The sequence below is a fragment of the Pseudoalteromonas marina genome (assembly GCF_000238335.3).
Lineage (GTDB): Bacteria > Pseudomonadota > Gammaproteobacteria > Enterobacterales > Alteromonadaceae > Pseudoalteromonas > Pseudoalteromonas marina.
On record NZ_AHCB03000005.1, the window covers coordinates 1,374,732 to 1,388,552 of the forward strand.

Below are 13,821 nucleotides of genomic sequence, written 5' to 3' on the forward strand. Positions count from 1 at the left end.
AGAAAAAGGTAAGCCTAAGCTTACCTTTGTTAAACAACCTGTTTATAGTTTAAAACATGTATTGCAGTGATACTGATGCTACATCCATATCAGGATCAATATCATCGTCTAGTTTGTAACGCTCGTACTCCAAACGCATTTGCACATTGCTAGAAAAAGCAAATTCTAAACCAGCACCATAAAATGCGTCACCGCCGTCTTGTGAAGTAGATACGCTTCCAACAGGGAGTTCTTGTTTTATATCTGCATCCCATTCTAACCAACCACCTTTGGCATAAACCGAAAAGCTCTCAGTTAATGGGATACCTAAACGCGCGGCCAATGACACGCCGTCAATTTCAACTTTGCTATCAATATCGCTAACTTCATCAAAGTTTTGATAAGCCAGCTCTACACTTAAATATTCATTAAATTGCGTACCAACATATCCTTTGAGCATTTGTGCGTCATCATCAAAATCAGTATCGTTTTCACTGTCTTCAAACTCAAAAGAGTACTGTCCGTAACCTATACCGGTATAAATACGTGGAGAATCAAAATCGGAAATATCTGCCTGCGCCGCAGAGTTAAAACCAAGTGTTGCTAGCGCTAGTGCTGAAAGTGAAAGTGATTTAATCATTAAATAGCTCCTTTAAAAAATAAAATGGTTTGATTTTTCAAACTTCAATTACTTATTTGCAGTGAACATGCCAATGATTAAATTGATTACTAAAACATCTAAACTAGTATTTTTGGATTGGTTATTTGGGTTGTTTAGGTTTTTTATTAAACAAATTGCTAACTGCTAAGATTTAGCGATTTTAAATAAATTGTATTTTTTACAAAGCATTAGGTGATTTTTACAGTACAAAAATTAGCTAATGCGTATTTACACTTGATGAAGTAAGTTTTCGGTTTCAATCGCAATTTCTTTCATTTTAATTGCGTAGTTTTCTAATTTTACATCTTCATTGGTGACCGCTTTAAACTCTGGCACTGCAACGGGGTAACCTGTTTCATCCATGGCAACAAAGCTTATTACACAGTGATTTGTTTCAACCACGTTCTGTGTTTTAGGGTCGCCACACCGAACTTGTATAAATATTTGCATACTTGTTTTACCGGTATGTGCAATTTTAGCTTCCACTTCTACTATTTGACCAACCAGAATAGGGCGTCTAAATTTAACACCTGCCACCGATACGGTTACACAATAATGACCACTCCAGCCAGCAGCACAGGCATAGCCAGCTTGGTCAATCCACTTCATAACCACACCACCATGTACCTTCCCACCAAAATTAACGTCGGTAGGTTCTGCTAAAAAACGAAAAACAACATTTGACGACGGCATAAGCTTTACTCTTTTTATTAGTTATACAATCAGCATAGCGCAAAAAAGGGGCCGAAGCCCCTGCAATTTAGGATATGTTTATAATTTATATGTAAAAGATATTACATATTGGGGTAATTAGGACCGCCAGCGCCCTCTGGGGTAACCCACGTGATGTTTTGGCTCGGATCTTTAATGTCACAGGTTTTACAGTGAACACAGTTTTGTGCATTAATTACAAACTCGTTGTTACCTTCTATTTCTTGCACCTCATAAACACCTGCTGGGCAATAGCGCTGCGCAGGTTCATCAAATTTCACAAGATTAACTTTTATTGGTATTGCTGCGTTTTTAAGTTTTAGGTGACAAGGTTGAGACTCTTCATGGTTCGTGTTTGATAAAAACACACTTGAAAGTTTATCAAAACTAAGTGAACCATCAGGCTTAGGGTAAGCTATTTTTTCAGCAATGTTAGCATCAACCAGCGTAGAGTAATCTGGTACATCATCTTTAAAGGTAAATGGTAAAGCACCGTTAAATACATTTTGATCGAGCGTGTTATATGCACCCCCTAAAAATTTACCTAGCTTATGCATCACCGGACCAAAATTACGAGACTGATAAAGCTCTTTATAAGCCCAAGATTGTTCAAACTGCGTGTGGTAATTTACTAAATCAGTATTAGTTTGTTCATTTTCTAATGCTTCAAAAATGACTTCAGCGGCTATCATGCCTGATTTCATTGCTGTGTGATTTCCCTTAATTTTTGCAAAATTTAATGTGCCTGCATCACAGCCTACTAATAACCCGCCAGGAAAATGCATTTTAGGCAAAGAGTGTAATCCACCTTTTGCAATAGCGCGCGCGCCATAAGCAATACGCTCACCGCCTTCAAGTACTTGTTTAAAAACAGGATGATGTTTCATTCGCTGGAATTCATCAAACGGGCTTAAATGCGGGTTTGTGTAATTTAAATCAACAATTAAGCCAACAACGACCTGATTATTTTCGCTATGATACATAAATGCACCACCGCTCGTATCACCACTTAACGGCCAACCTGTGCCATGAACTACTTTACCCTGTTGGTGCTTAGACTCATCTACTTGCCATATTTCTTTAAAGCCTAAGCCATAATGTTGAGGCGATGAGTCAGCATCAAGTGCAAACTGGTTTATAAGTTGTTTGCCTAAATGGCCTCGGCAGCCCTCAGCAAAAATAGTATATTTAGCTCTTAGCTCCATGCCTGGCATGTAGCCATCTTTTTCATTACCCTCTTTATCAACGCCCATGTCACCCGTAACAATACCTTTTACTGCGTCGTCTTCAATAATAAGTGAATGTGCGCTAAAGCCTGGAAATATTTCTACGCCTAAACTTTCAGCTTGCTCTGCTAGCCAGCGGCATACGTTACCCATTGAAACAATGTAGTTACCATTATTATGAAATGTTTTAGGCGCAGCAAAGTGGGGGATTGATGTTGCTTTTTCTTCGTTATTAAACCAATAAATTTCATCATTTGTAACTTTCGTAGTTACTGGCGCACCTTGCTCTTGCCAATTTGGTAGTAATTCATCTAACGCTTTTGTTTCAAATACAGCGCCCGATAGAACATGCGCGCCAACTTCTGAGCCTTTTTCTACAACACAAATCATGCACTCTTGTTGTTTTTCTTGTGCAAGTTGTGCGAGTTTTATTGCACTAGCAAGTCCCGCAGGTCCAGCGCCTACAACAACTACATCAAATTCCATGGTTTCACGTTCGACCATAATAACCTCTTTATTTATGACGGACTCACTCAATACTGCCTCAGTATTTGAATAAGGTATTCAGCCTATTTATTACAATGCCAATTTTTCGTTACAGGCTGTGAATAGTTAAAGGTTATTTTAGGTTGACGTTTACGTCAACAGGAAGTAGTCTGATTTCATAAAATAAATAGGTTGACGTACACGTTAGGTTGTAGGTTTAAATAATTATGGAGTTCCTATGAAAGTTCTTGTACCAATAAAACGCGTTATAGATTACAACGTAAAAGCGCGTGTCAAAAGTGACAACAGCGATGTAGATTTAACGAACGTTAAAATGGCGATGAACCCATTTTGTGAAATTGCAATTGAAGAAGCTATTCGCTTAAAAGAAGCCGGTACAGCCACTGAAGTTGTAGCTGTTACTATTGGCGCTAAAACATCGCAAGAACAACTACGCACAGCGCTTGCACTGGGTGCAGATAAAGCAATTCACATCGAAACCGATGAAAAATTAGAGTCATTACACATTGCAAAATTACTCGCAAAAATTGTAGAGCAAGAAGCGCCAGAACTTGTTATTTTAGGAAAGCAGTCGATTGATTCAGACAATAACCAAACGGGTCAAATGCTTGCAGCATTAACTAATCGTGGGCAAGGTACGTTTGCGTCTAAAGTGGTTGTTGCTGATGGAAAAGTAAATGTTACGCGCGAAGTAGACGGCGGTTTGCAAACGGTCGCACTTTCATTGCCAGCCATTATCACTACAGATTTACGTTTGAACGAACCACGTTATGCATCACTACCCAATATAATGAAAGCAAAACGCAAGCCGCTTGATGTAATAGCTGCAGACTCTTTAGGTGTAGATTTAACACCTCGTATTCAGCTTGTTAGCGTAGAAGAACCGGCTAAACGTAGTGGTGGCATTATTGTAGAAGACGTTGCACAACTTGTAGAAAAATTAAAAACAGAGGCAAAGGTGATTTAAATGAAAACACTTGTAATTGCAGAGCACGACAACGGTGCCTTAAAACCAGAAACCTCAAAAACAATTAATGCGGCTATTCAAATGGGTTTTCCTGTTGATGTATTAGTGGCCGGTGAAAACATCGTCAGTATGAGCGAGACTATTTCTAGTATAGAAGGCGTTGCGAGTGTGCTTGTTGCAGATAATGCAGCTTATGCACACCAACTAGCAGAAAGCATGACCGATTTAGTCATGTCGTTAACTGACAGCTACAGTCATATTGTGGCAAGTGCAACTACCACAGGCAAAAATTTTATGCCACGTGTTGCGGCCCTTTTAGATGTAGCACAAATATCTGAAATTATTGATGTAATAGATGCTGATACGTTTAAACGCCCAATTTATGCCGGTAACGCTATTGCGACTGTAAAATCACTTGATGCTAAAAAGGTGATTACCGTACGCGCAAGTAGTTTTGATTTACAAGGCGAGCAAGCCGTTGTAAGTATTAATACTTTAGATACAGTATCGGACTCACAGTTAAGTACGTTTGTAAGCGTTGAGCAAACTGAGTCAGAGCGCCCAGAACTTACCGCTGCTGAGGTGGTTATATCTGGCGGTCGTGGTATGCAAAATGGCGAAAATTTCGCTCTTTTAAACGGTATAGCCGATAAATTAGGTGCTGCTATTGGTGCATCGCGCGCTGCGGTAGACGCAGGCTTTGTACCTAATGATATGCAAGTAGGGCAAACAGGTAAAATTGTAGCGCCTAACTTATACATCGCAGTGGGTATTAGCGGAGCCATTCAACACTTAGCGGGTATGAAAGACTCAAAAGTGATTGTTGCAATTAACAAAGATCCCGATGCACCTATTTTTCAGGTTGCAGACTATGGACTCGTTGCCGATTTATTTGATGTGTTACCGCAATTAGAAAGCGCACTATAACCATTTATTAAACCTTATTCTGGTTGAAAGCCGTGGTGCCTGATGGGTGCTGCGGCTTTTTTTATACGCTAATTTTTAGCCATAAAAAAACCAGCCAATTGGCTGGTTTTTAATTTTTAAACAATTTACTAAATACTCATTTAGTAAGTTGCGCTGCCTTTAGTACGAGGGAAGGCGATTACGTCACGTACATTGCCCATACCTGTTACATATGCAACTAAGCGTTCAAAACCTAAACCAAAGCCTGAATGTGGCACACTACCGTATTTACGTAGGTCGCGGTACCAGCTGTAATCTTCTTTGTTTAAGCCCATTTCTTCAAGGCGCGCATCAAGTACGTCAAGGCGCTCTTCACGTTGAGAACCACCAATGATTTCACCAATACCCGGTGCAACTACGTCCATAGCGGCAACGGTTTTGCCGTCTTCGTTTTGGCGCATGTAAAATGCTTTGATATCACGTGGGTAGTTTTTAATTACTACCGGTGCTTTAAAGTGTTCTTCTGCTAGGTAACGTTCGTGCTCAGACTGTAAATCTACACCCCATTCAACATCAAACTCAAATTTCTTACCGCAGTTTTTAAGAATTTCTACTGCGTCTGTGTAATCAACTTGTGCAAAGTCTTTTTCAACAAATTCTTCTAAACGGCTAATAGCAGTTTTTTCGATACGTTGAGCAAAAAACTCCATGTCGTCACGGCGCTCTTCAAGTACCGCTTTAAATACGTACTTAAGCATGTTTTCAGCAAGCTTTGCAATATCTTCTAAATCTGCAAACGCTACTTCAGGTTCAACCATCCAAAACTCAGCCAAGTGGCGTGAAGTATTTGAGTTTTCTGCACGGAAAGTAGGGCCAAACGTATAAATTTTTGACATTGCAGACGCGTAAGTTTCGCCGTTTAACTGGCCAGATACAGTTAAGAATGCTTCTTTTCCAAAAAAGTCTTCACTGTAATCAACATCGCCTTTATCTGTACGCGGTAAGTTTTGCATATCAAGTGTAGATACACGGAACATTTCGCCAGCGCCTTCACAGTCACTTGCTGTGATAATAGGTGTGCTGATCCAGTAGTAACCTTGCTCGTGATAAAAACGGTGAATGGCTTGTGCTAAACAGTTACGTACACGTGTTACTGCGCCAATCATGTTAGTACGTGGGCGAAGGTGAGCGTGTTCACGTAAGTATTCAATGCTGTGGCGTTTTGCCGACATTGGGTATGAATCTGGGTTTTCTACCCAACCTAATACAGTGACCGTATTCGCTTGAATTTCAAACGATTGGCCTTTGCCCGCAGATTGAACTAAAACACCAGTAACCGATACAGAACAACCGGCTGTTAAGCTAGTAACTTCATCATAATTATTTAGTGAATTAGGAACTACCGCTTGAATAGGATCAAAACACGAACCGTCATGAACGGCTAAAAATGATATTCCTGCTTTTGAATCGCGGCGAGTACGGATCCAGCCTTTAATTGTTACTTGGCTGTCTACCGCAACATTGCCTTTTAATAGCTCTGAAATCGCTAAATGGCTCATCTTCACTCCAATGATATAAGTTGCCTAACTTTATTTATTTAAAAATGTACAGATTATAAACCATATTTTATTTATAGATGGTGCTGTACTAGAACCCTGTATCTTACCTAGTAAAGTAAAATAAAAAAACTATTGCGGGCAACTCTTTATAAGTTTTTATCAAGGCGGTTTATTTTTAGTCGATTTTTAGGCACAAATGACTAAGTTTGTAATTTGCTGCTCTGAAGTTTAGCGATTTTGTGGCATTATATATTCTTTGATTACTCAATACTGACCATTACTTTAGAAATGGATGCTATGAAACAAGTTTTTATTTTACGTGGACTACCTGGAAGCGGTAAGTCGTATTATGCACAAAATTTAGCAGACGAATTAGCGACTGCAGATGAAAGCCAATATTTGATTTGCTCAACAGATGATTATTTTTTAAATGAGCAGGGCGAATATCATTTTGATAAATTTAAATTACCGCAATACCATAATTTAAATTTAGCGCGTTTTATACAAGCGCTCGCACAAGATATTCCGCTCGTTATTGTAGACAACACCAATATAAAAAAATGGGAGTTTGTTGCATACACTCAAGCAGCTGTTGCATTAGGTTACCAAGTTAAAGAAGTGATAGTGGGTGAAGTAAAAGATAAATCCATGCAGCACTTATACGCTAAACGCAATTCGCATAACGTGCCGCTTAAAACCATAAGTAAAATGGCGTATATGTTTGAATGGTAGTGTTATAGTTTAGACAGTAAGTCTAAATTATTTTGAGTTATAGCATCTAAATGAGCAGTGATTTTGTCACTGCTCCAATCCCACCATGCAATAGATAGCAGTGCATTAATCGTTTTATCGTCAAAACGCTGTTTGATTATTTTTGCTGGATTACCACCAACGACAGCATAAGCTGGTACATCGTTGGTCACTACCGATTTACTAGCAATAATAGCGCCATTTCCTATTTTTACCCCTGGCATAATAGTGGCGTTACAGCCAATCCACACATCATTGCCAATTTCTGTATTTCCTTTAAATGGTAAGTCACCTGGTTGAGGTGCAGACTTTTCCCATCCGTTACCAAATATAAAAAATGGGTAGGTAGAAAAACCAGTACTCTGATGATTAGCCCCATTCATTATAAAAGTTACATCTTTTGCTATGGCGCAAAACTTTCCAATAATAAGTTTGTCGCCAATAAAATCGAAATGATAAAGTACGTTTTTTTCGAAGTGTTCAGGCCCATTAGGGTCGTCGTAATACGTATAATCACCCACTTCTATATTAGGCGACGTAATAAAATTTTTTAAATAACCTACTTGAGGAAACCCTTGCATTGGAGATGGGTTATTTGGATTTGGTCCGTTCATAGTTTCCTCTAAAGTAAAATATTTAATGCGCTAGTTTTTAAAAGCAGCCAGCGGATGAGAGGTACTTAGCGAAACATGTACGTTGTCACCAGGGTGTACAACCAGTTCATGACTCACGCGGCTAGTGACTACTGTACCACAGGCAAGTTTTATAGCGCATAATCGACTACCGCCTTCAAAGCGTACCCAAATAACCTCGCCATTATTACCTATACTGCTTTGTACTAATAAAACATCGTCGGGGCGAAGCAATACATCAACATTGCCTTGAGCACAGTCAACACCATGCGCGGGCACATTACCAATATCGGTAAGTGCTTGGCCGTTATTTAATGTGCCTTTTATAAAGCTAGCTTCACCTAAAAAACGTGCAACAAAGCGGTTTTCTGGGGTGCTAAAGCATTTTTCGGGAGTGTCAATTTGTTGTATTTGCCCACCTTTTAAAACACCAACACGATCCCCAACCGATAGTGCCTCTTCTTGGTCGTGGGTAACCCAAATAGCAGGGACACCTGCATTTTTTAGTGCGTTTCGGATATCCCAACGCAGCATGTCTTTTAACGCGGCATCTAGATTCGATAGCGGCTCATCAAGTAATACAAAGTCAGGCTGGTGAGCAAGAGTACGTGCTAATGCAACACGTTGCTTTTGACCGCCAGACAGGGTCGCAGGTTTCTTAGCCCTAAACTCTTCAAGACCAAGTAGGTTAATCCATTGATCTGCAACGCTGTGATCTTTTAATTTAAAACAAATATTTTGCTCAACCGTTAAATGCGGAAATAACGCAAAGTCTTGAAAAACCATACCTACACTGCGCTTCTCAGGAGGCACTGATTTATTAGGGGTTGCACGCCATTTATCTGCGTTTATTTCACCTTCAGAAATAGGTATTAAGCCTGCGAGTGCTTGTAATATTGTACTTTTACCGCAACCGGTGGGGCCAACAAGCATTAGGATTTCGTTTTCACCAAGCGTTAAATTCAAATCGCTCACAACGCGATTACTGCCATAATCTATAGACAACTGACTTACAGATAGCATTTACTTCAAATCCTTAATGTTCAAACTGGTTACGTTTTTCGCCAGACATCATAATAGCTAAACCACAAGCAGAGATCACCACTAATAACAGCCCAGGTATAGCGGCACGGCCAAAATAGCCAGCTTCGTAAACACGCCATAAATAAGTAGACAGGGTTTCAAACCCAGTAGGGCCTAGCAATAAAGTGGCTTCAAGTTCACGCATTGACTCTAAAAACACCAATGCACCACCAGCGACGATACCACGCATGGTTAAAGGCAAAGTAATACGTGTGAAGGCTTCGCGCGGGCTTGCACCAAGCACTCGAGCAGATTTTACTAAGCTTGGATCTAAATGTTCGGTACTAGTACGAATTGAACCAACCGCGAGAGGCAAAAAACGTAGCATGTAGGCAATAATAAGTAACCCCAAAGTTTGATACAAAAATGGTAATTGCAACCCGCCATAAACCAGCGCTGTGCCCATTACAATACCGGGTATGCCAAAGCCAAAGTAAGTAACGCGCTCCATAATCCTGCCTGCTTTGCCACTGAGTGCCGCGTGCGCAACAGGTACTGCTACTATTACGGCAACAATAGCAGCAAGTGCAGACGCATAGGTTGAATGCCATGCAATGGTAAAATCAAAATTACTTAAGCCATCTCGTGCAAGCCATATAAAAAATATTGCCAAGGGTAAGCCGATTGCTAGCAACAGCACAGGAGCGAACAGAGTAAATAACGCACTCAATTGAAGTTTACTCGGGAATAAAATAAGGGGGCGGCCATGACGCTCACTCGCTGTTTTTATTTGCGATTCTATAAGTAATAAAAAGCCTACAATAACCATTAATTGAAGCGACAGCATCGCTGCGCGACCCAGTTCAAACGCATTGTATTCAACATAAATAACACGGGTGAATGTATCAAGTCTCATCATGGCTGGGGTGCCAAAGTCAGATAAAGTATAAAGTGCTACTAATAACGACCCAGCAGCAATGCCATTTACCACGCGGGGTAGAATAACTTTGAATACACTTTGCGTCATCGACATACCCAATGTGCGAGCTGCGTTTACCATGCTGGCGTCTAAACTGAGTAAAGATGATCGGGTAGTCATCATCACAAATGGAAATGTATACAGGGTCATAACTATTGCAGCGCCGGATAGCCCATACATAGACGGTGTTTCAAATCCAAGTAAATTATTTATTTCACCCCCAGGGCCAAATGCAGCATAAAGCGTAAACGCACCAATATAACTGGGTATAGCAAGGGGAGCGGCAAATAATACAAGCCATGCTTTTTTAAATGGTAAGTGTACATAGGCGCTTATAAACGCAAGTGGTACGCCGATTAAAATTGAGCCTAAAACAGTTAAGCCCATTAAGGCCAGTGTATTACCTAATATGGTTAAATTATGGCTATCAAAATAGGAACTTGAGTCACTAGCAAGCACCATTAATATACAAATAGGGGTAAGCGTAATGAGCGCTGCAAGCAGCGCCATTGGGTAAGATGGGGGTAATCGCATTATAAAACGCCGTTGCTGCGCATTAAGTCAATAGTGGGTCGCAAATCTGCAAGCTGTGTTAAATCAATTTTAGGTGGTGAAACACTCGAAAGCGAAGGTAAACCATCAGGCTGAGCAATACCGTTTACAAGGGGGATTTCGTAGGCTTCACGTGCTAAATAACCTTGTACTTCTTTGCTGAGTAAATAGCGCATAAAGTTAGTTGCAAGCGGGTCGTTGTTAAGCGTTAATATACCCGAGGCGTTTACTAAACAACCTGCATCGTTTTGGGTAAAGGCTAAATCAAGATTGGCATCCGGCTTGCCTGATTTTAAACGTAAAGTGTAATAATGATTAGCAAAGCCAATATCAACTTCACCCCGTTCCACACCCATTACAACGCCTAATTCACCTGCGTATGTTTTTGCACGTTTTTTAACTTTTTTGAGCCATTTAGCCGTTTTATCATCGCCTTGTAAAATACGCATTGCCGTAACAAACGATTGAAAAGACGCATAAGCAGGGGCCCACCCAATACTCAAGTCGCTGTCAGCAATTTCCATAATGCTGGTTGGAATTTGATCTTTAGTTAAACGCGACGTATTAAAAGGCAATGTACGAATACGTCCCGTTACTGGCGCCCAGTCTTTATATTTAAATTGCTTCTGCAGTTGAGCCGATAAATCGTCTGGCAGCGGTTTGGCAAGACCTGCATCGGTCACTAAACCAATTGCACCTGAGTCTACAGCCCAAAATAAATCAGCACGTTTAACACCCGCTTTGGCTTCTGCAACAATTGTGTTGGCAAGTGCAGCTGTTGGTCCACGGCGAATAGCTAAATTAAAATCAGGGTTATTTTTTTGGATAGCTTGTAATACGTTTTCGTATAAACCACCTTCACCTCGGCCTAAATATAAGGTTAAATCACCTTTAAGCTTAGGTAAATCGTCAACCGAGACAGGTTTGGTTACTGTATTAGCAAAAGCTTGCGATAGAGGTAATGGCAATGAGCCAATTACCCCTAATGCTGCTAACCCTTGTATAAAGGTTCTGCGTTCCACTAAAAAACGTCCTTACGGTTTTTTTCTGCTTTTTCAATTAAACGTTTGGCGCGGTCTAATTTTGTTTGCATGCTGGTAACTACATCGCGTACTTCATCAACACTTTTGTTATCTGCGATTGCTTTTGGAAGCGTGACGTTAAAATTTTTTTCAAGTGCCTCGACTAAATTTGCATCTTGCTCTATGAGTGTTCCTTCAACGCCTTCGAATAAGTGTAGGTAAGTATCGTGAACAATTTCAGTGGCTTCGTCTTTTAGGCGCTCAGCAAGTTTTGCGATGACGCGGTCTAGTTTGTGCTTTATTTCGTCTATTGTTGCACTTTGTGTCATTTCTTTACTTGCTGTAGCTGTAACAGACTCTAACAACCCTTTTTGTTGAAATTTAGCTGCTAATTTAACAGCACCTAAACCTTGCCATAAAGCATTATTCATTGCGGTTTGTTGCACACGAACCTCAGCGGCTGATTTACCACCGTCAATTGCCATTTTTACACCGTACAAACCCTGCCAAATAGAGGCATAAACAGGCACTAAATTAGTTTCAATTGCACTGTGAAATTTTACCGATTCCCAATATTCAATTAAATCGTCGGTATTTACGGCCTTAGCGCCTTTATTTTCGTAGGTGCTAACAAGCGTGTCTACTTTGCCTACCATCCACTCAACTTCTTCGTTATAGCTTTTAAGGTTAGCTTGAAGGTGATTTACATGTTCACCAATAGGACCGTTAGCAAATACAGGTTGCGCAATAAACGCAGACGCTATTAATAAAGAGGCACCTAATGTTTTGGCTGGTTTAAAAAATAAGTTCATGAAAGAAGTCCAAAAAGGTAATTGTAAATGATAGGTATTATCATATCCGTAAATATTACGAAGAGCAATATACTAAAACTGCTAAACACGTTTTTGAAGGCATAAGGACGAATTTAATTAATACAAATGATCTATATCAAGTTAAATCCGCTTTTTGCTTAAAGTTAATGAAGCTATTGACTAATTAATACCACTATTAAATTTTAAAAAATCACTATGCTTTAGCGTAATGTTTGCCTTTAATTGCACTATAAATAGCATCGCAAAGCGTTTTAATGCTGTTTTCGTCACTTATATACGGTGGCATAAGGTAAATTAGTTTACCGAAAGGGCGGATCCATACACCTTGTTTTACAAAAAAGGCCTGAATAGTCGCAACATCGATATTGCTAACCTCTTTATTAAGCTCTACAACACCTATCGCGCCGAGCACTCTTACATCAGCAACGTCTTCCAGCTCCATACATTTGTGTAATTGCTGAAGTTGATTATTTATTTCTTCTACGCGTTGTTGCCAGTTTTGCTTAAGTAATAAGTCTATGCTGGCACATGCAGCTGCACACGCTAGCGGATTACCCATAAAGGTAGGTCCGTGCATCAAAACTCCGGCTTCACCTTCACTAATGCCTGTGGCAATTTTATCGCTTGTAAGCGTTGCCGATAAAGTCATTGAGCCACCGGTAAGTGCTTTACCTATACATAAAATATCGGGTTGGATATTAGCGTGTTCAACCGCAAATAACTTACCCGTACGGCCAAAGCCTGTGGCTATTTCGTCGCAAATTAAAAGTACATTATATTGATTGCATAGCTGCCTTACGCAGGCTAAATAATCGGGATGATAAAAATTCATACCTCCCGCATTTTGTACTATGGGTTCAATAATAAAAGCAGCTACGTGTTGGTGGTTATTTTTAAAATACTGTTCAAGTTCAAGCGCTTCACTTTGCTCAAAAGTGCTTGAAAACTTACTGGTAGGGGCTGGTACAAATACGTGCTCAGGTAAAAAACCCTTATATAGGCTATGCATAGAGTTAACAGGATCGCATACGCTCATTGCAGCAAACGTATCGCCATGATAACCCTTATAAGGAGTCATTAATTTTTGTTTTGTTTTAATACCTTGGCTTAACCAGTATTGCAGAGCCATTTTAATAGCTACTTCAACACTTACTGAGCCACTGTCAGCTAAAAATACTTTAGTTAAGCTTGGGGGGGTGATATCTACAAGTTTTTTACACAGCTCAACTGCACTTGAATGTGTGATACCTCCAAACATAATGTGGCTCATGTGATTAATTTGATTAACCATTGCTTTGTTAATAGCAGGGTGGTTGTAACCATGAATAGCGCTCCACCACGATGCCATGCCATCTATAAGTTGCTCGCCTGTTTCGAGGTAAATTATATTGTGTTTAGCGTGGGTTACAGGGTAAACGGGAATAGGCTTTGTCATTGATGTGTATGGATGCCAAATGTGTTCACGATCAAAATTTAAATCAATTGAGTGTTTATTGTTCATATGTAAACTTTAA

The 13,821-nt window shown here is 40.0% G+C and carries 13 protein-coding genes; 3 read left to right on the top strand and 10 right to left on the bottom strand.

All coding sequences use genetic code 11. The annotated features are described in order from the left end of the window. Positions 1–49 precede the first annotated feature (49 nt). From PMAN_RS06385 to PMAN_RS06395, 3 genes are all read right to left on the bottom strand, one after another. Positions 50–619, bottom strand: a complete 570-nt coding sequence (locus tag PMAN_RS06385) for an outer membrane beta-barrel protein (protein WP_010556456.1) — start codon at positions 617–619, stop codon at positions 50–52. Between the two features lie 249 nt (positions 620–868). Further along, positions 869–1,333 carry an acyl-CoA thioesterase gene (locus tag PMAN_RS06390; RefSeq protein WP_010556457.1) on the bottom strand — a complete coding sequence of 155 codons (465 nt, stop codon included), beginning with the start codon at positions 1,331–1,333 and terminating at the stop codon, positions 869–871. A 101-nt stretch (positions 1,334–1,434) separates the two neighbouring features. Then, a complete protein-coding gene (locus PMAN_RS06395) occupies positions 1,435–3,081 on the bottom strand; it encodes an electron transfer flavoprotein-ubiquinone oxidoreductase (protein ID WP_010556458.1) in 1,647 nt (548 codons plus the stop codon). Positions 3,082–3,301: 220 nt separating this feature from the next. Between PMAN_RS06395 and PMAN_RS06400 the strand changes: the two genes are divergently transcribed. Continuing rightward, positions 3,302–4,051: an electron transfer flavoprotein subunit beta/FixA family protein gene (locus tag PMAN_RS06400; protein ID WP_006793021.1), complete on the top strand. Its 750-nt coding sequence runs from the start codon at positions 3,302–3,304 to the stop codon at positions 4,049–4,051. Continuing rightward, positions 4,052–4,978, top strand: coding sequence for an electron transfer flavoprotein subunit alpha/FixB family protein (locus PMAN_RS06405; protein WP_010556459.1), 927 nt, complete (start codon positions 4,052–4,054; stop codon positions 4,976–4,978). A 140-nt stretch (positions 4,979–5,118) separates the two neighbouring features. Here PMAN_RS06405 and asnS read toward each other — a convergent pair whose 3' ends face one another. After that, positions 5,119–6,516: an asparagine--tRNA ligase gene (gene asnS / locus PMAN_RS06410; protein ID WP_006793019.1), complete on the bottom strand. Its 1,398-nt coding sequence runs from the start codon at positions 6,514–6,516 to the stop codon at positions 5,119–5,121. A 297-nt stretch (positions 6,517–6,813) separates the two neighbouring features. Between asnS and PMAN_RS06415 the strand changes: the two genes are divergently transcribed. Beyond that, positions 6,814–7,248, top strand: coding sequence for an ATP-binding protein (locus PMAN_RS06415; protein WP_008131176.1), 435 nt, complete (start codon positions 6,814–6,816; stop codon positions 7,246–7,248). Positions 7,249–7,250: 2 nt separating this feature from the next. Here PMAN_RS06415 and PMAN_RS06420 read toward each other — a convergent pair whose 3' ends face one another. The 6 genes from PMAN_RS06420 to bioA all read right to left on the bottom strand — a co-directional run bounded on the left by PMAN_RS06420 (position 7,251) and on the right by bioA (position 13,808). Beyond that, the gene (locus PMAN_RS06420) at positions 7,251–7,880 is read right to left on the bottom strand and encodes a Vat family streptogramin A O-acetyltransferase (RefSeq protein ID WP_010556460.1); all 630 of its coding nucleotides are present in this window, start codon (positions 7,878–7,880) and stop codon (positions 7,251–7,253) included. Positions 7,881–7,910: 30 nt separating this feature from the next. After that, complete coding sequence (locus tag PMAN_RS06425; RefSeq protein WP_010556461.1) at positions 7,911–8,921, bottom strand: ABC transporter ATP-binding protein; 1,011 nt, start codon at positions 8,919–8,921, stop codon at positions 7,911–7,913. Positions 8,922–8,934: 13 nt separating this feature from the next. Beyond that, on the bottom strand, positions 8,935–10,434 hold the full coding sequence (locus PMAN_RS06430) for an ABC transporter permease (RefSeq protein WP_010556462.1): 1,500 nt from the start codon (positions 10,432–10,434) through the stop codon (positions 8,935–8,937). Beyond that, positions 10,434–11,474: an extracellular solute-binding protein gene (locus PMAN_RS06435; protein ID WP_010556463.1), complete on the bottom strand. Its 1,041-nt coding sequence runs from the start codon at positions 11,472–11,474 to the stop codon at positions 10,434–10,436. The genes PMAN_RS06430 and PMAN_RS06435 overlap by 1 nt, the downstream gene beginning before the upstream one ends. Further along, complete coding sequence (locus PMAN_RS06440; protein WP_010556464.1) at positions 11,474–12,286, bottom strand: hypothetical protein; 813 nt, start codon at positions 12,284–12,286, stop codon at positions 11,474–11,476. The genes PMAN_RS06435 and PMAN_RS06440 overlap by 1 nt, the downstream gene beginning before the upstream one ends. Before the next feature lie 214 nt (positions 12,287–12,500). Next, the gene (gene bioA / locus PMAN_RS06445; protein ID WP_010556465.1) at positions 12,501–13,808 is read right to left on the bottom strand and encodes an adenosylmethionine--8-amino-7-oxononanoate transaminase; all 1,308 of its coding nucleotides are present in this window, start codon (positions 13,806–13,808) and stop codon (positions 12,501–12,503) included. Between the last annotated feature and the right edge of the window lie 13 nt (positions 13,809–13,821).